At 69.2% G+C, this 17505-nt stretch carries 17 protein-coding genes and 3 pseudogenes; 10 read left to right on the top strand and 10 right to left on the bottom strand.

Annotation, left to right across the window (positions count from 1 at the left end; genetic code table 11):
* The coding region (locus tag AC31A1_RS27925) for a hypothetical protein (RefSeq protein WP_489655970.1) at window positions 1-215 on the bottom strand (215 nt) is incomplete at its 3' end.
* A 148-nt stretch (window positions 216-363) separates the two neighbouring features.
* Here AC31A1_RS27925 and AC31A1_RS27930 point away from each other — a divergent pair.
* Together AC31A1_RS27930 and lipB are read left to right on the top strand one after the other, a co-directional pair.
* Entirely contained in the window at window positions 364-807 is a 444-nt protein-coding gene (locus AC31A1_RS27930) for a hypothetical protein (protein ID WP_489655971.1), read from the top strand.
* Window positions 808-986: 179 nt separating this feature from the next.
* Entirely contained in the window at window positions 987-1640 is a 654-nt protein-coding gene (gene lipB, locus AC31A1_RS27935; RefSeq protein WP_489655972.1) for a lipoyl(octanoyl) transferase LipB, read from the top strand.
* A gap of 62 nt (window positions 1641-1702) precedes the next feature.
* Here lipB and AC31A1_RS27940 read toward each other — a convergent pair.
* A pseudogene (locus AC31A1_RS27940) lies at window positions 1703-1886 on the bottom strand (transposase); the annotation flags it as partial.
* 435 nt (window positions 1887-2321) lie between these two features.
* Here AC31A1_RS27940 and AC31A1_RS27945 point away from each other — a divergent pair.
* Complete coding sequence (locus AC31A1_RS27945) at window positions 2322-3620, top strand: SNG1 family protein (protein WP_489655973.1); 1299 nt, start codon at window positions 2322-2324, stop codon at window positions 3618-3620.
* A gap of 234 nt (window positions 3621-3854) precedes the next feature.
* The gene (locus AC31A1_RS27950; RefSeq protein WP_489655974.1) at window positions 3855-4424 is read left to right on the top strand and encodes a TetR/AcrR family transcriptional regulator; all 570 of its coding nucleotides are present in this window, start codon (window positions 3855-3857) and stop codon (window positions 4422-4424) included.
* 88 nt (window positions 4425-4512) lie between these two features.
* Here the strand turns inward: AC31A1_RS27950 and AC31A1_RS27955 are convergent, their stop codons facing one another.
* Complete coding sequence (locus tag AC31A1_RS27955) at window positions 4513-5046, bottom strand: TetR/AcrR family transcriptional regulator (protein WP_489655975.1); 534 nt, start codon at window positions 5044-5046, stop codon at window positions 4513-4515.
* A 302-nt stretch (window positions 5047-5348) separates the two neighbouring features.
* Here AC31A1_RS27955 and AC31A1_RS27960 point away from each other — a divergent pair, with 302 nt between their 5' ends.
* From AC31A1_RS27960 to AC31A1_RS27970, 3 genes are all read left to right on the top strand, one after another.
* Window positions 5349-6161, top strand: a complete 813-nt coding sequence (locus AC31A1_RS27960) for an oxidoreductase (protein ID WP_489655976.1) — start codon at window positions 5349-5351, stop codon at window positions 6159-6161.
* 148 nt (window positions 6162-6309) lie between these two features.
* Window positions 6310-6744: a CocE/NonD family hydrolase gene (locus AC31A1_RS27965; RefSeq protein ID WP_489655977.1), complete on the top strand. Its 435-nt coding sequence runs from the start codon at window positions 6310-6312 to the stop codon at window positions 6742-6744.
* Between the two features lie 487 nt (window positions 6745-7231).
* On the top strand, window positions 7232-7933 hold the full coding sequence (locus AC31A1_RS27970; protein ID WP_489655978.1) for an SDR family oxidoreductase: 702 nt from the start codon (window positions 7232-7234) through the stop codon (window positions 7931-7933).
* Between the two features lie 152 nt (window positions 7934-8085).
* Here the strand turns inward: AC31A1_RS27970 and AC31A1_RS27975 are convergent, their stop codons facing one another.
* Window positions 8086-8262 (bottom strand): hypothetical protein, encoded by a 177-nt coding sequence (locus AC31A1_RS27975; RefSeq protein ID WP_489655979.1) that lies wholly within the window; start codon window positions 8260-8262, stop codon window positions 8086-8088.
* 61 nt (window positions 8263-8323) lie between these two features.
* Between AC31A1_RS27975 and AC31A1_RS27980 the strand changes: the two genes are divergently transcribed.
* Together AC31A1_RS27980 and AC31A1_RS27985 are read left to right on the top strand one after the other, a co-directional pair.
* Complete coding sequence (locus AC31A1_RS27980; RefSeq protein ID WP_489655980.1) at window positions 8324-8677, top strand: hypothetical protein; 354 nt, start codon at window positions 8324-8326, stop codon at window positions 8675-8677.
* Between the two features lie 202 nt (window positions 8678-8879).
* Window positions 8880-9854, top strand: a complete 975-nt coding sequence (locus AC31A1_RS27985) for an NmrA family NAD(P)-binding protein (RefSeq protein ID WP_489655981.1) — start codon at window positions 8880-8882, stop codon at window positions 9852-9854.
* Window positions 9855-10140: 286 nt separating this feature from the next.
* Here the strand turns inward: AC31A1_RS27985 and AC31A1_RS27990 are convergent.
* A pseudogene (locus AC31A1_RS27990) lies at window positions 10141-10545 on the bottom strand (transposase); the annotation flags it as partial.
* Between the two features lie 183 nt (window positions 10546-10728).
* On the opposite strand from AC31A1_RS27990, the pseudogene AC31A1_RS27995 reads away from it, so the two are divergent.
* Window positions 10729-10892, top strand: a pseudogene (locus AC31A1_RS27995) (IS1380 family transposase); the annotation flags it as partial.
* Between the two features lie 233 nt (window positions 10893-11125).
* Here AC31A1_RS27995 and exaC read toward each other — a convergent pair.
* From exaC to AC31A1_RS28020, 5 genes are all read right to left on the bottom strand, one after another.
* Entirely contained in the window at window positions 11126-12649 is a 1524-nt protein-coding gene (gene exaC, locus AC31A1_RS28000; RefSeq protein WP_327405764.1) for an acetaldehyde dehydrogenase ExaC, read from the bottom strand.
* 195 nt (window positions 12650-12844) lie between these two features.
* The gene (locus AC31A1_RS28005) at window positions 12845-14122 is read right to left on the bottom strand and encodes a GAF domain-containing protein (RefSeq protein WP_489655982.1); all 1278 of its coding nucleotides are present in this window, start codon (window positions 14120-14122) and stop codon (window positions 12845-12847) included.
* Window positions 14123-14329: 207 nt separating this feature from the next.
* Window positions 14330-14929 (bottom strand): N-acetylmuramoyl-L-alanine amidase, encoded by a 600-nt coding sequence (locus tag AC31A1_RS28010; RefSeq protein ID WP_489655983.1) that lies wholly within the window; start codon window positions 14927-14929, stop codon window positions 14330-14332.
* A gap of 78 nt (window positions 14930-15007) precedes the next feature.
* Window positions 15008-16021 (bottom strand): acetamidase/formamidase family protein, encoded by a 1014-nt coding sequence (locus tag AC31A1_RS28015; protein WP_489655984.1) that lies wholly within the window; start codon window positions 16019-16021, stop codon window positions 15008-15010.
* The coding region (locus AC31A1_RS28020; RefSeq protein ID WP_489655985.1) for an APC family permease at window positions 16018-17505 on the bottom strand (1488 nt) is incomplete at its 5' end. The genes AC31A1_RS28015 and AC31A1_RS28020, both read right to left, overlap by 4 nt.

Below are 17505 nucleotides of genomic sequence, written 5' to 3' on the forward strand. Positions count from 1 at the left end.
GCCCCAGTACCGACCGCCACTCCCACCCCCTCGCCCAGCACAACCTCCGCCGCAACGAGCCTCGCGGACATCCTCGATCCCCTCTTCCGCGACGACGCCGAGCAGCAAAGCCCGTCACCCGACGCGAGCCCCCCACTCCCCGCGAGCCCTTCACCAAGCTCGGCCACTTCGAGGCCGGAGTCCGGAGCACCGCCCGAACCCCGGCTGTCCACCACGCCTGTGTCACCTCCTCCCAGCCACCGGACCGTCGAGCCGTCGCCCCGACCGGACTCCACCGGGGGAACCTCCCGAACCTGCGACATCAGTGATCTCAAAGCCCCCGAGGAAAGGGAGGCCGGCCGATTTGCCGCCGAGGCATGGAACATGAAGGGAAGCCGCCTCGAACTGCACGACCTCGTCTTCGGCGGCGTGGTGACCGTGGACACGGCCGCCGGGCCCAAGCGGGTGCTCAAGTTCTCCGCGGGGAGCGTCACGATCCGTGACCTGAAGATGGCCGTACCTGTCGGCCCGCAGATCCAGCACATCGACGGGGCGCCCGGCTCGACATCCACGCTGCGAGGCGACGGCATCACCATGTACGTCGAAAGCCTGACGGGCACCCTCTCCGGCGTCGAAGGCGTTCCCGTACCGCCCGTCCTCCGCCTGCGCCTCACCCCCGACACGGTGCCGGAGTGGCTCTACGACACGGTCGGGAAGCTTGACCTCAAGCTCCAACTCGGCCTGCACGACGCCGACATCGACCAGGCCGGACAGACGGGTGGACAACTCGCCATCCCGGGAATCCACGGGTACGGAACGCCACGCTGAAGCCGGCACCAGGCGGCTGTGGTCGGTCGTGGTCATGGGTGACGACACCTGACCTGACGGCATGCCGAGCCCCCACGACGCGCAGTTTGTTCATCGGCGACACCGGACCAGGAGTTCGCAGGCGCAGTTCGAGGCGACGTCGCCTCGAAGACACGGGAGAGGCAAGGGAGCCAGGGGAGATGGAGCGCGTCGATCTGGGTGAGGTGCCGTATGAGGCGGCGCAGGCCGACATGGCCGGCTGGGTGGCCGAGCGGAAGCAGGGGCGTACTGGGGATCGGTTGTTTCTACTCACCCACCCACCCGTGATCACCTACACGGCGCGGACACCGGCCGACCAACTGCCGGAACCGGCTTCGCCGATCAGCCTGGTCGAAGTCGACCGGGGAGGGCACGCCACCTATCACGGGCCAGGGCAGCTGATCGGGTATCTCGTGCTGAACGTGCGCGAGCTGGGACCGCGCGGCTTGATACGCCGGATCGAACACGCCCTGATCCGTGCGCTGGGATCACTCGGGTTCGAGGCGATACGCAGGGACACACCCCGAGGCGCCGAGAGCCTGGTCGGCGTGTGGACCCCCGGCCACCGCAAAATCGCCTCCATCGGCATGCGCATCAGCGGCGACGTCACCAGCCACGGATTCGCGCTCAACATAGACCCGGACCTCGACGTCTACACCGCGTTCACGGCCTGCGCCCTGCCCGGTGTCCGGATGACCTCGCTGGCCCAACTCGCCGCCGAACTCGGCCGGCCCACGCCCACGGAGGCGCAGGTGAGGGATGCGGTAGCCGACGCTGTAACAGCCGAGCTGGCGCGAACGCGCACACCCTTCTGAGCCGGGGCAGGCGCTTGCGCGGTGGCCGCCGCTCAACTTCCAGTCCCCGCCTCCCGGTCCCGGTGGACCGTCGGCCACGGGCCGAACCGGCCTGGCATTTCCCGCCCACCGGCTGCCGGTGCGGAACCGCCGGATCATCCCCTCGAACTGCTCGCGCAGCCGCTCAGGGTACGGACCGAGCTTGCCCATAGGCAGGAACGGGTCGGTCAACTGCTCCTGCTTGTCGGTGAGTTGTCTGCGCGTCACGATCGCCTTGCTGTCGGCTTCGATCGGCAGGATCGGTCACGACATCACACAGGCCCGCGACCGGAGACCTGGCCGTGAACTTCCAGCTCCGCAGGGAGCCGGTGTCGATCGAGCGGATAGAGCACGGCATCGGCTTCATCCGGGCCCAGGCAGATCGAGGCGGTCATCTGGAGCCGGCAGGTCATAGGGAGCCGGTTGCGGCGACTGCTGGGACAGGGGCCGGCGCCTCGACTTGGAATTTGTAAACTGATCGGTTTACGATGGCCCTGAAACCGACCGGTTTCATCGGTCGGAGTCCCGGCGGGGTGCCGCATCTCCGGTTCCGCGTCGACGGCCGTGTGTGCCGAGATTGAGCCTGCCGAGGGTCGCCGGACCGCAATGAAGCTGTCCGCCCCTCTCCGGATATGAGCGTGTTGTCCGAGACCGGAGTAAGTCATGAGTGGGATTCACCCGTTCCGCGTCCTGCGTGCCAAACCCCTGTGGATCGCCAATGGCGTCATCACGGGCGTTCTCGCGCTGCTGTTCACCGTGTTCTACGTCGGGGCCAACATCGATCCCGTCGATCACATGAGGAATCTGCCCGTCGGTCTGGTCAACGCCGACAAGGGGGCCGCTGTCGGTGGCAAGCAGGTCAACCTCGGGGCCGGGATCACCGAGTCGATCAAGAAGTCCACCGTGAGCGGGGACAAGATCGACTGGAAGGTGATGGACGAGAAGGAGATGGAGGAGGAACTCGGCAAGGGCAAGCTGTACGGTGCGCTCGTCGTCCCCGCCGACTTCACCTCCGCCACGACCGCGCTGACCGGCACCGCGACCACCGGGACCCCGGCCCGCCCGACGCTGACGGTGCTGACCAACCAGTCCGCCGGCAGCGTGGGCTCCAGCCTGGCCCGGACGGCGACAACGTCGGCGGCCGAAGGTGCCTCGCTCCAGGTGGGCAAGGAGCTCACATCCCAGATCGGGACCGGGCAGGCGAAGCTGCCGGCCGCGGCGCGCGTCCTGCTGGCCGACCCGGCGGCCGTCACCGTCGAGGATGGCCATCCCCTCGACTCGCACAGCGGCCTGGGCCTGACGGCGTTTTATTACGCGCTCGTCCTCGTGGTCTGCGGCATGCTCTCCGCCAACGTCATCAGCGGCCAGGTGGACCACGCCCTCGGCTACACCCACAACGACATGGGCCCGCTGCGCCTGCACCGCCCGCTGATCCGGGCGACCCGGGTGCAGACCCTCGCCGTCAGCAGCACTCTCATGGCCGGGCTGTCCCTGCTGATGGGGAGCCTGGTCATGGCGGGCGCGGTCGGCCTCATGGGAATGCACGCCGCCCATCTGCCCCTGCTGTGGCTCTACTCGGTGTGCGCCATCGCGGTCTCCGGGATCGGTGCGCTGACCCTGCTCGCCGTCTTCGGCACGCCCGGCATGCTGGTGGTCACGCTGGTCTTCATCGGGATGGCGGTGCCGACGGCCAACGCCACCACACCGCTTCAGGCGCTGCCCGGCTTCTATCGCTTCCTGGCGGAGTTCGAACCGCTGCGGCAGATCACCGGCGGCATCCGCTCGATCCTCTATTACGACGCCCAGGCCGACGCCGGCCTGACCCGGGGCTGGGTCATGATGGCCGTCGGCCTCGCGGCAGCCGCCCTCTTCGGCTTCGGCGTGACGGGCTGGTACGACCGCAAGGGGCTGCACCGCATCCCCGCCGGGACGGAGCCCGAGAAGTCCGCTGCCCCGGCGTAGGCGGAAGGCGGCTCACCCAGGACGGGGCCACTACTCGGAGTGGCCCCGGTGCACGGCGCCCCCTGCGGGGACGAGAGGCGCGTGCACCGTCAGGGCTCGGCGACGGTCTTTCCCCCGAGATCGTCGCCGAGCCTCTGAGCGGCCTTCAGGCGGCCGCGCGGCGTGGGCGTCTCCCCGACACCCCGTGGAAACCGATCGGTTTCTTTTTCGTCCGATTCGAGTTAACCTCGCGGTATGACCACCAAAGTGAAGCAAAGCCCCCGGGAGCGGCTGCTGGAGGCAGCGGCCACGCTCACCTACCGCGACGGCGTCGGCATCGGCGTCGAGGCGCTGTGCAAGGCCGCGGGGGTGTCGAAGCGCTCCATGTACCAGCTGTTCGAGAGCAAGGACGAACTGCTGGCGGCGAGCTTGAAGGAGCGTGCCGCCGCCTTCGCGGCTAGCCTCCTGCCCCCGGCGGATGACGGCCGTTCCCCCCGCGAGCGGATCCTGTACGTCTTCGAGCGGGTGGAGTCGCAGGCAGGTGCGCCCGACTTCCAGGGCTGCCGGTACCTGGCTGTGCAGATCGAGCTCAAGGACCAGACCCACCCCGCGAGCCAGGTAGCCCACCAGATCAAAGCGAACCTGACGGCCTTTTTCCGTTCCGAGGCCGAACAGGGCGGGGCGAGCAACCCCGACCTGCTGGCCCGGCAGCTCATCCTGGTCTTCGACGGCGCCAGCGCCCGAGCGGGAATCCGGGCCGACAGCCTGACCGGACTCGTCGCACCCACCGTGGTCACCCTGCTCGACGCGGCGGACATGCGCTGACGCGCTCCGGGTTCGACCAGGCTCGGCAACCGAGGCTCTCTGCTGGGGTTGATGTCAGTCTCCGGCAGCCGGAGCGGCGCCCACGGCCTCACGCCCCCGCCTTCCGGTGATCGGAGGAAAGCCCGATGGCCGTAAGCGTGTTGCCGAGCATGCCGCAGGCAAGGAAGCTTGTGGTCTCGTGGGCGTCGGCACCCAGCGACAGGTGCACGGTTTCCCATAGTCGCATCCAGCCGGCCCGGACGAGCTCGCCCGTCTGGTCGTCGCCCTCCGCCTCGACGGCCGCGACGACGGCGTATCCCTGCATCTGCATCAGGAGCGTTTCGGGGCGCGCCGAGATCAGCCGCGCGTACGCGTCCGTCATGGCACGCCGGGTCTGCTCACCGCCCTCCGCCCCGTCGGCCGCCCGCTCGAAAGCCAGGCGGGTGTCTTCCATGCTCCGCACCAGCGCGGCGACGAAGATCGCCTTCTTGCCCGGGAAGAGCCGGAAGAGGTACGGCTGCGTGACGCCGACGCGTTTGGCGATCGCCTCGGTGGAGGTCCCGTAGTAGCCCTTGAGTGCGAACTCGGAGATCGCTGCGCGGACGACGCTTTCGCGTCTCTCTTGCGCACTGACCCTGGCCATGCCGCCATTGTGGCAGGCGCCGGTCGGTTCGCGTCAGCCGGCAAGGCGCCTGACCGGGCGCAAGGTCCGCAGGGCCCGTGTGACGGCCGACCGCCATGAGACGGGCTCCCGTCTGCCGAACGTCACAAGCGGCACTCCGCCCCGTCTTGGGCGAGAGGCCGCAGCCGCCGCGCGGCCCGATCGGCCTCGGCGTGCAGGCGGTGGCACGGCCAGGATCGGGTTGGCGTTTGAGCTTGCGCATGGAAACCGATCGGTTTACTGTGAATGAAACTGATCAGTTTCTAGTGAGTCAGGAATCCATGATGACGACGAACCGGCCGGTGGCACTCGTGACGGGTGCGTCATCCGGCATCGGGAAGGAAACCGCGCTCGCCCTGGTCGCAGCCGGATTCACCGTGATCGGCACCGGCCGCGACACCTCGCGCGTCGCCCCGCTCGACGGTGTGACGTTCCTCGACCTCGACGTGGCCAGTGACGCCTCGGTCGCCACAGCGGTCCAGGAGGTGAGCGAGCGGTTCGGGCGGATCGACGTCCTGGTCAACAACGCCGGAATCGGCTCACTGGGTGCGGCCGAGGAAACCTCCCTCGAACAGGCCCAGGGCGTCTTCGACACCAACGTCTTCGGGGTCATGCGCATGGTGAACGAGGTCCTGCCGTACATGCGCGGCCAGGGGCGCGGGCGCATCATCAACCTCTCCTCCGTGGTCGGATTCGTGCCCCAGCCCTACATGGCCGTCTATGCCGCCTCCAAGCATGCGGTCGAGGGCTACACCGAGTCCCTGGACCACGAGGTCCGTGACCACGGCATCAGGGCGCTTCTCGTCGAACCCGCCTACACCAACACCGGATTCGAGACCAACAGCGCGCGGCCCAACACGCCCCTGCATGCCTACGAGAGGCAGCGGCGGACCGTCGACCGCGTGATGGCAGAGGCGATCAGGGACGGCGACGACCCCGCCGTGGTCGCCCGGGCGGTCGTCGCGGCAGCCACCGACGCGAAGCCGAAACTGCGCTACGCCGCCGGCCCCACGGCCGGACGGGCACGCCTGCTCCGTTTCGTTCCCGCCTGGGCCTTCGACCGGCAGATCCGCAAGATGAACCAACTGGCCGGCTGACGCCTGCCCGCACTCACACACCCCGCAGGACAAACGACGCATTGGGGCGGCTCAGGACGGAGATCCAGGTCGAGTTCGACGTTCCGGCGGAGATGGGTGACGGCACGGTGCTGCGGGCGGATGTCCAGCAGCCCGGCGGTACGGGGCCGTGGCCGGTTCTGCTGAGCCGGCGGTCTTCACCGCCGAACCGCTCACCGGGGACGTCGAAGTGACCGGCCGGGTCCGGGCGGTGCTCTTCGCCGCCACGGACGGGTCCTCGACCGACCGGGTGGCGCGCCTGTGCGACGTCGACGAAAACGGCGTCTCCCGCAAAGTGGCCGACGGCATCGTCCGGATGCGCGCGGCGACACCGGGCGAGGTGGCCGAGCGCGTCGTGGACCTGTGGTCGACCGGCATCGTCTTCCGGGCGCGCCGCCGGATACGGGGCCAGGTCACCTCCAGTAACTTCCCCCGTAGGGACCGCAACCTCAACACGGGCGAGCCTGAGGAGGGCGGGACCACGGCCCGAGTGGCGCGGCAGCAGGTCGTCCATGACCCCGCCCGGCCGTCCTGCATCGTCCTGCCAGTGGTTCCGGTCCCATAAGAAGCACCGCGTCCGTCGAGCCGCCACAGTCATGGGATTGATCGTCACCCCCGGCCTCATCCGTTCCCTCCCAACGCACCGGCGACCGGGTCTCCTTCGTGTTGGGCGGCGAGGCGCTCAGCGCCCGGCGAGGCGTCGCGTCGGTGACGGAGGCGACGCAAGGAGCCGGATCATCCCGTGACACTGCTAAATGGACTCCAGCTCATGCAGGGTGCGTGACCCGCCTGTACGGGGCCGCGCTCGGTCCGCGCGGGCTGGGTCTCTCGTCGCGCGCCTCGCCGGCCTGCCCGCCGTACTTGAGCGGTCCTTGCGCCGCCGACACCGAGCCGTACGGCACGCCACTCCTCGCGTCACTCCGCTGAAGTCCGCCCGACGACACATCGACTCGGCATGCAGGCGTCATCCGGTGCTCAACCCGACTTGCATGACGAAACCGATCGGTTTACGGTGGGGGAAACCGATCGGTTTTCACTTCGTGGAGGTAATCATGACGGCAATCAAGGGCGCCAACGTCCTCGTCACCGGAGGCAGCCGGGGCATCGGCAAGATGCTGGTCGAGGAGCTCTATGCCCGCGGGGCCGGCAAGGTCTACGCCACGGCCCGTGACCCGCGCACGGTGACCCACCCCGATGCCGTTCCGCTGGCGCTTGAGGCCACTGACCCGGCATCCGTGGCAGCGGCGGCCGAGCAGGCCCAGGACGTCACCATCCTGATCAACAACGCCGGTGCGTCCGTCCGCGCTTCGTACCTCAACTCCCCGATGGAGGACGTACGCCGGGATCTGGAGACCAACTTCTACGGGCCGCTGCTGGTCACCCGGGCCTTCGTGCCGATCATCGAGCGCAACGGCGGGGGCCACATCCTCAACGCCCACTCCGCCCTGTCCTGGCTGGCCGACGGCACGCCCTACGGCGCCTCCAAGGCCGCCCTGTGGTCGCAGACCAACTCCCTGCGCCTGGAGCTGCAGCCGCGCGGCATCGCGGTGACCGGGCTCCACATGGCCTACGTGGACACCGACATGACCTCGGGCGTCGACGCACCCAAGGCCGACCCCCGCGACATCGCCGTGGCCGCGCTCGACGGCATCGAGGCGGGAGCGCACGAGGTGCTCGCCGACGACACCACCCGCTGGGTCAAGTCCCAGCTGTCCTCCGACCTGGAAGCCATGTATGCCCAGCTGAAGAAGTGACACCACCCGCGGTTTCCAGGGAGCCCGTGTGGACAACTTGCCCACCCACCGCTTCGTCGATGTGAGCGGGTTCCGGCTGCGCATCACCGGACAGGGGCAGGGCCGCCGGTCCTGCCGCTGCACGACCGGCCGGAGAGCTGGTACTCCTGGCGTCACCGGTTCGGGGCCCCTGGGGCGGCCGGGTGCCGGGTCGCCGATCCCGACCAGCGCGGTGCGCCCGTAGCGAGCAGCCACCGGACGTCACGTCGTACAACCTGCTCCACCTCGTCGGTGACGTGATCACCCTGATCGAGGAACTCGGGGAGGAGCAGGCGGTCGTAGTCGGCCACGACTGGGACGCACCCGTTGCCTGGACAACGGCCATGCTGCGCCCGGACAAGGTTCTGTGCGGTGGCCGGGCTCAATATTCCGCCCGTTCCGCCCGGCGGCATGGTGCCGCCCTCGATCACCCGCACCGAGTACGGCGAGGGCGTCTACCAGGTCTGCTTCCAGCAGGAGGGAGTCGCCGACGTGGAGTTCGCCAGCGACATCCAGGACTCCTTGCGCCGCCTCCTGGACACCATGCCGGAGTCGCCCACCCTCCCGGCCTGGCTGACGGAGGGGGCATCCTGGCGTACGCGGAGGACTTCGTCCTGCACGGCGAGCGGGCGGTCACCGGGGCCTTCGACCGGTACCGGAACATCGAACGCAACAACGAACTGCTCGCACCCTTCCAGGGTCGCGGGATCGACGTTCCTGCGCTGAGTGTGGCGGGAGACCGCGACATGATCACCTGGTTGCATACCCGGACGGGGGCAGCTCGCTGAGCGAGATCTGCCGTGGCCAACGCCGCACTCCTCGACTTCCTCAGCCGCATCGACGGCTCCGCGTCCCGATGACGCCACGCGGCATCCGCCTCGTGGCCTTCTGAACAGCTGATTTCACCCACCGGACAGAGGACACATTGATGCCAGAGCGCAACCCCATCCTGATCACCGGTGCCGCCGGCGAAGTCGGTGGTGTGAGCCGAACGATGGTCGAGATGCTGCTCGAACAAGGGCACCCGGTGCGCGCGTTCGTACGCCAGGACGACGAACGCGCCCACGCGCTCCGCCAGGCCGGGGCCGAGATCTTCGCCGGTGACCTGCTCACCATCGCCGACGTGACCGCCGCGCTGAAGGGCGTCCGGCGCATCTACTTCAGCATGAGCCTGTCGCCGTACTACACCGACGCCGTCAGCCTGATGGCCGCCGCGGCTCGGGCCCAGGGCGACATCGAGGTGTTCGTCAACATCTCCGAGTACGAGCAGTCGTTCATGACGTTCGAGAGGATGACCGCGCCGGAGGAAGAACGGCGTGCGTGGCTCGGCGGACTCATCGCCGACTGGTCGCCGCAGCAGCGGGCCCACTGGGTCGCCGAGCAGGTGCTGGAGTGGTCCGGCGTCCCGACCGTCAACGTGCGGGGGGCCATGTTCGTCGAGAACCCCCTGATGACCTGGCTCGCGCTGGAGCCGTTGAGCAGGGGGGAACTGCGCCTGCCCTTCGGTGACCATCGGCTCGCGCCCATCGCGGGGTACGACGTGGCGGAACTCTGCGTGCGAATCCTGACCGACCCGGCGCCGCACATCTCGAAGTCCTACGACCTCAACGGTCCTGAGCTGAAGGACATGCACGGGTTCGCACAGGACTACGCCGCCGTGCTGGGTCGCGAGGTCGTCTACGTCGCCGAGGACGTCGAAACCTGGAACGAGACCTACGTCGACACCGCCCTGGCGGCGTTCCCGCACACCGCGGAGCACCTGAAGACCCTGACCCGGCTGATGGGCGGCGGCGGATACCGTGAAGGCACCGACCAGCTGGAAAGCCTGCTCGGACGCCCGCCGAAGACCGTGCGGTGGGCGCTGAAGCACCACCCGCGCATCCAGAAGCTGGCGGCCGCCTGAGCCGTCGAGAGGTCCGGAGAGGAAGCGGGTTTTCCACTCCACCGTCTCCCGCTGGAGAAGACGGCGAGCGCACTGCGCGGTGCAGAGCAACACCGTGGGCAACAAGCGAGAGGTGACCGCCGGCCTGGGCATTTCATGACGGCCCGTCAGCGCAACTGACGGGCCGTTTCGGCGGGTTGGGTTGATGGTGGGCAGCGTGAGGGTCCGGCTGTCGCGTCGGGTGGGCGCCGGGTTCCACGGCTCCGGCGGGGTGGTGCTGTTCGCAAGGCAGGGAACGTGCTGGCCAGCCGGGGTTGGGTAGAGCTTCGAGCTGGCCCAGGGCCTCGGTGGTCACAGTGCTCCATGGCCAGTGGTGGGCGACGCGGAGGATGCGGCGACGGTCGGTGGTGATCAGCTGGGCGGCGGTGGCGAACAGCCGCAGGCGGAGCCGGCGGAGTTCCCACAGGCAGGGCTTACCGGTCAGGGCGAGCATCGGCATCCAGGCGAGCAGGTCCAGGGCGATCTGGACGATCTCCAGCCAGATCTGGTTCTGCGCCATGTCATGGAGCGGGAGGGTGCGCAGGCTGGTGGTGCGGGCGGCGCGGATACGGTCTTCGGCGCGGGCGTACTGGCGGTGACGCAGTTCCAGCGCGGCGATCGGAGTGTTCTTGGTGCTGGTGGCGAAGCAGGTCACGCGCATCCCGTCGGTGTCCGCGGTCGCCGCGGTCGCGGTGAAGGCGGCGACCTCTGCGCCCCGGGCCGTCGGGCCACCGCCGAACTGGCGGACCTGAGCCGGGAGTTGGCCGCGACCAGCGCCAAGCTCGCCGGATCTCGCGACCGTGAACGCGCGTTGGAGTCGTCCCGGCGTGAACTCGTGTCCCGGCGTGAACTCATCGCCTGGCTCGCCCGGCGAGGCCGGTGGCTGTCCTGCTCGGTTGGCAGGTGGTCACCGAGGCCGTCCACCAGCACGTTCTCCGGATCCCCGCATCGGCCTGGACACCGGCCGTCGAGTCGAACGGCGAGGTCCGTGACGGCGCATGGGTCGTCGAACTCACCGGCGGTGTCTAGGAGGGATGGCCAGGTGAGATGCAGTTCATCGTCTGCACTCGTCCCGTTCCCATTCCGCCGGTTATCCGCGAGTTGGCCCGGAAATACCCCGGACCACCTGGTCAGCGGCGGGATGACGGTGGGGCAAAGTCGGAGTAAAGGGCATTTCGCCTCGCTGTCTGAATGATGGCCCGAAAGGGCGCCTGACAGGAGTTTTCCCAGGTCAGGCACCCTTTCGTTTGCCTTTAGAAGAAGCCCAGCTTCTTCGGCGAGTACGACACCAAGAGGTTCTTGGTCTGCTGGTAGTGGTCCAGCATCATCTTGTGGTTCTCGCGACCGATGCCGGACTGCTTGTAGCCGCCGAACGCCGCGTGCGCGGGGTACGCGTGGTAGCAGTTCGTCCACACCCGGCCCGCCTGGATCGCCCGGCCCGCGCGGTACGCCGTGTTGATGTCCCGGGTCCACACGCCCGCCCCGAGGCCGTACAGGGTGTCGTTGGCGACCTTGATCGCATCGTCGAAGTCGTCGAACGACGTCACCGAGACCACCGGCCCGAAGATCTCCTCCTGGAAGATCCGCATCCGGTTGTCGCCCTCGAAGATCGTCGGCTGGACGTAGTAACCGCCCTTCAACTCACCGTCGTAGTCGAGGCGTTCGCCGCCCGTGAGGATCTTCGCGCCCTCCTGCCGGCCGATGTCCAGGTAGGAGAGAATCTTCTCCAGCTGGTCGTTGGACGCCTGCGCGCCGATCATCGTGTCCGTGTCGAGCGGGTGGCCCGGCTTGATCAACTCGGTGCGGGCGACGGCCGCTTGGAGGAAGTCCGCGTAGTGGCCGCGCTGGATGAGTGCCCGGGACGGGCAGGTGCACACCTCGCCCTGGTTGAGCGCGAACATCGTGAAGCCTTCGAGCGCCTTGTCGAGGAAGTCGTCGTTCGCCGACGACACGTCGTCGAAGAAGATGTTCGGCGACTTGCCGCCGAGTTCCAGCGTGACCGGCTTGATGTTCTCCGAGGCGTACTGCATGATCAGCCGCCCCGTCGTGGTCTCGCCGGTGAAGGCGACCTTCGCCACACGCGGGCTGGACGCCAGCGGCTTGCCCGCCTCGACGCCGAAGCCGTTGACGATGTTCACCACACCCGGCGGCAACAGGTCCGCGATCAGGCTCATCCAGTAGTGGATGGACGCCGGGGTCTGCTCGGCCGGCTTGATGACGACCGCGTTGCCCGCCGCGAGCGCCGGCGCGAGCTTCCAAGTCGCCATCAGGATCGGGAAGTTCCACGGGATGATCTGCGCCACGACCCCGAGCGGCTCGTGGAAGTGGTACGCCACCGTGTCGTCGTCGACCTCGCCCAGCGAACCCTCCTGAGCCCGGATCGCCCCCGCGAAGTAGCGGAAGTGGTCGATGGCGAGCGGGATGTCGGCGGCGAGGGTCTCGCGGACCGGCTTGCCGTTCTCCCAGCTCTCCGCGACCGCGAGCGGCTCCAGGTTCGCCTCCATCCGGTCGGCGATCTTGAGCAGGATGTCGGAACGCTCGGTCACCGACGTCCGGCCCCACCCCGGCGCCGCCGCGTGCGCCGCGTCCAGCGCCCGCTCCACGTCCTCCGCGGTGCCGCGCGCGATCTCCGTGAACGGCTGCCCGTTCACCGGTGACGGGTTCTCGAAGTACTGCCCGCGGGCCGGCGGCACGTACTCGCCGCCGATGAAGTGGTCGTAGCGCGCCTGGTAGGAGACGATCGCGCCCTCGGTGCCGGGTGCCGTGTAACGGGTCATCCTGGTCTGCCTCCCGGAACAGCGCTGCCCGCCGTTGGGCAGCTCTCGGCGCGAGGCTAGGGAACAGGACGTTGCATGTACGTTGCGCGGGTGCCGGGTGCCGGGTGCCGGAAGCCAGCGGGCGGGCCGGGCGTCAAGTGCCTCGCGCTGAGGGCAGGTTGTGCGTCGAGCGCCTCGCGTCGAGGGCGGGTTACGTCAGCGACCCGCCTGCCGCGACCACGAGGCCGGTGCCGCCAGTTCGGACTCCAGCGCGACGAGGCGCGAACGCACCGGTGCCGTCGGCCGTATCGCCGCCAGCGCCCGCCACACGTCGAGGTCGTCCTCGCCCCACGGCGCGTGCGCCCAGTCCGCCAGCAGGTCGGGGTCGCGGCGGGCGATCAGCGCCGTACGGAGGCCGTCCGCGAGCCGGGTCCTGAGCCGGACCACTGCCGGTGCCTGCGAACCGGGCAGCAACGGGCCCGTGTACGCCGTCGCCGCCCCCATGACCGCGCCCCCTTCCAGCCGCCGCTCGACGATCGCCACGTCGGACTCGACCTGCGACGTGAGCCGGTACGGACGCGAGGCGAGCAGGCCCGGGCCCAACAGGCGCCGCAGCCGCGCGAGTTCGGCCCGCAACGTCACCGGCGGCACCGACTCGTCCTCGTACAGCGCGCACAGCAACTCGTCGCCGGTCAGCCCCTCGGGATGCCGGGCCAGCAGCACCAGGATCTCGCTGTGCCGGCGGCTCAGCCTCATCTTGCGGCCGTGGAGGCACAGTTGGGCCTCGTCCCGGCCCAGCGCCGTGAGTTCGGGCACGCCGACGGAGGTCTGTTCCGGAGCGAGCAGCGCCAGTTGGGACTCGGCGGCCCGCGCCACCGCCTGCACGAAGCCGAGGCTGTGCGGATGCGCCAGCCCGTTCCCGCCGGTGATGTCCACGGCCCCGAGGACCCGCCCCGTGCGCGGATCGTGTACGGGAGCCGCCGCGCATGTCCACGGCTGGACCCGCCGGATGAAGTGCTCGGCCGCGAACACCTGCACCGGCCGGTCCACGGCGACCGCCGTACCCGGTGCGTTCGTCCCGACCGCGCTCTCCGCCCAGCGCGCACCCGGCACGAAGTTCATCCGGCCCGCCTTCCGCCGGGTCGCCGGATCACCCTCGACCCACAACAGCCTGCCCTGCGCGTCGCACACCGCCAGCAGATGCTCGCCGTCCGCGGCGAACGTGCCCACCAACTCCCGTATCAGCGGCATCACCCGCGCCAGCGGATGCTCCGCGCGATAGACACCCAGGTCACCGTCCGTCAGCTCCACGCTCGCTGTGCCCTCGGTACCGACACCGGCCCGCGCCGAACGCCGCCAGGAATCGGCCACAACCGACCGCACCGGCTGCGGCACCGTACCCGCCACGGCGAACGTCTCGTGCGCCCGGCGCAGCACCCGCACCCGCTCGGCAGGGTCGGCCCCCGGCTCCAGGGCCACCCATGGATCGGTCAACTCGGCCTCCCTTGAAGTCGATACGACGGCGGTGCAACGGCGGCACAACGGCGATACGGCGATGACACGACGGCGACACGGCGCCGCAACGGATGCGGACATCGTCACTCCGCAGACGGATCCGGACAACCGTTTCGACCAGGTACGACCCGAACGAACCGCGACGCTCTCGGATCCGGCTCGGAACCGGGCCTGATCCGCCCCGGCTCAGGCGAAATTGACCAGCCTTATGTAGCGCGTCCAGTCCCAGTTCGGCCCCGGATCGGTATGGTCCGTACCCGGCACCTCGTAGTGCCCGATGACGTGCGCCCGGTCCTTGGGTAGCCCGTACTTCGTGCAGATCGCCGCCGTCAGCCTGGCCGACTGCTCGTACAACGCGTCGGTGAACCACTGGGGTTGATCCACCCAGCCCTCGTGCTCGATACCGACACTGCGCGTGTTGTAGTCCCAGTTCCCCGCGTGCCAGGCGATGTCGGCCTCCCGCACGCACTGCGCCACATGGCCGTCGGCCGATCGCACGAGGTAGTGCGCGGACACTTTCTTCTGCGGATTCTGGAAGATGGACAGAGTGTTGGGATACGTCTCCTGCGTGACGTGGATGATCACGTAGTCGACGGGATAGGTGCTGGGGCGGTTGGACGCCGTGTAGTTGGAGGCGCTCGCCGGCTGCCACTCGGCCGGCGGATAGTCGACGGCCTGGGTCTGCGCACCGGCCTCCGCGTAGGGAAATAACGCGTACGGTACGGCGGCCAGCGCGGCACCCTTGAGGATGCGCCTCCTGCTCGGAAGCGGTCTTGAACGGTCCACTGCGGGTTGCCTTTCAGAGGTCTTCGGCGTCTTCGGGGTTTTCCGGCTTTTCCGGGTGTTTTGGAGTGGGCGGCGGGCTCAGTGCTGGAGTGCCGCCGCGGTCTCACGCAGCCGCGCGTGCAGTCCGCGATGCGTCTCGCGCGCGGGCAGCCATTCCTTCCGGATCTTCGCCACGCAGGTGTAGTTGGTGTCGCACACGTTGGCCAACGGCGATTCGACCGCCTGGGTTGCGAATTGGTAGGCGTCCAGTTCGCTGAACCCGTAGTCGCGCACCAGCCAACGCACCAGGTCGAGTTGAGAGATCCGGAACGCGTCCTCCAGCGGACGTGCCGAGCCCGTCGAGATGATGTGCGTGTCGGACTCGATGCGCGGCCAGGGCGTGGCGACCCCCTTGAGCAGCTCCACGATCACCACGGTGTTCATCGCGCACTCGACCGCGACGCCACAGGTCTCGCCCTCGCCCTGCCGGGCGTGCCCGTCACCGAGGCTGAGCAGCGCGCCGTCCACGTTCACGCCGAGGTAGCAGGTGACCCCGGCCCGCATCTCGGGCGTGTCCATGTTCCCGCCGTGCGCGTCCGGCACCAGCGCCGAACGCACCTCCAGGTTGGCGGGGGCCACGCCCACCGTGCCGTGCATCGGGTCGAGGGGCAGCTCGACCTCGATGTCGCTGTCACGCGCGCGGAACAACGCCGTACGCCGGGTCCGGTCCAACTGCCAGATCCAGACGGTCTCCGGGAGCGGCGGCTGCAGCGTCGCCGTGGTGTGTGTCGAGGTGAGCGCGCCGAAGAGCGGAACCGTGGTCGAGGCGGCCCAGTCCCGGGCGGGCTCGATCGACACGAAGTGCACGGCCACCGTGTCGCCCGGCTCCGCGCCCTCCACATGGAAGGGACCGGTCTGCGGGTTGAGGAACGGGAACTCGCACACCTCGGACACCAGGTCCTTCTCGGACCGTACCCGTCCGGCGAAGCAGTCCTCCGTGTAGAGGTCGAGGACCGTGCCGGGCGCGATGCGGGCCACGGGCGGGGCGCCGCCGAACGTCCAGGCGTACTCGCCCGGTTCGGGCCGCACCGTCAGGATCCGGGGGTCGTTCATGGCTGTACTGCTCCGTTCTGCGGATGACCGGTGGAGGCGGGTTCGTCGAGATGGACACGGGCGGTTTCGGCTATTCGCTCGGGGTGCCGTCGTAGGAGAACGAGCAGGACCACGACCCCGGCCGCCATCCAGATGCCGACGACCGGACCGGCGTAGGACACGGGAGCGGTCAGTTCGGTCACGAAGTCGAAGGCCGGGATGCCTGCCGCGGTGAGCAGGGCGGGGACGAAGGCGACGATCCCGAGGAGGGGGACCAGCAGGTGTCGCAGCGGCTTGAGCACCTCGCGCCTGCGGCGCAGGAAATAGCCCGCGCAGGCCAGGTTCACGACGATGTAGACACCGATGACGACCGTGACGATCACCGTGGCCAGGAGGAGGAACGCGGTCACCGGGTCGTAGCCGAGGCCGAGGCCCAGTACGGCGCCCACCGCGACGACGGTCTGCACGGCGATTCCGGCGACGGGGGAGCGGTGGCGTGGGTGCAGTGTGGCCAGGACGCGGGGGAGTACCCGGATGCGGGCCAGGGCGAAGGCGGTGCGGGTCGAAACGGTGGCGCACGCGTTGGCGTTGGCGATCGTCGAGTTGACCACGGCCAGGAACACCAGCACCCAGAACAGTCCGAACGACGCGCGTGCCACCCCCTCCCAGGACGCTGCTCCGGAGGCCCCGAAGCCACTGAAGCGGTCCGGCCCGAAGTACACCGTCATGGCGTAGGTCGTCAGCACGTAGAACAGGCCGATCCCGAGGGCCGCGCCGAGCACCGCGCGGTGCATCGTCCGGCGCGGGTCCCGTGTCTCCTCGGCGAGCGGCGCGGCGGCCTCGAACCCGGCGAACGCGAGCACCGTGTAGACCGAGCCGGCGAAGACTCCGCCGAGCCCCGAGTAGTCCTTGCCGGTGTGCGAAGTGCCGAACACCGAGAGGGTGTTGGCGCTACCGGCCTCGCCGATCAGCCAGACGGCGAACACCAGGAAGACGAGGATCTCGAAGACCCCGAGGACCGTGCCGAAGAGGGCGGAGGCGCGCACTCCGAACCAGCCCGCCGCGGCGATGATCGCGGCGCCCGCGAGCGCCCATGGCCACCACAGGTTCTCCGGATACGAGGACCACTCCTGATGCAGGGTGCCCGCAGTGGTGAAGCCGAGTTGGAGGAGCAGCAGCGGTGGGACCAGTGCTTCGACGAAGACGTAGCCCCAGCCGACCAGGAAGCCGACGGCCGGATGCAGTCCCTGCGCCGCGTAGGTGGCCACCGAGCCGGCGGCGGGCAGTTCGCGGGCCAGCTCGGCCACGCAGGACGCGGTGAACAGGCAGGCCACCAGCGCGATCAGCACCGACAGCGGCAGACTTCCGCCCGCGAAGGCCGCGCCCGACGGGATCGACGCGGCGACCGCGGCGGCCGGTGCCATCGCCGTGACGCTCTGAAAGAGGACCTCGCGCAACCCGACGGCATCCCGCCGCAGCCCCTGAACTGTCTCCCCCGACACGTG

The organism is Streptomyces sp. P5F9, from assembly GCF_057961495.1.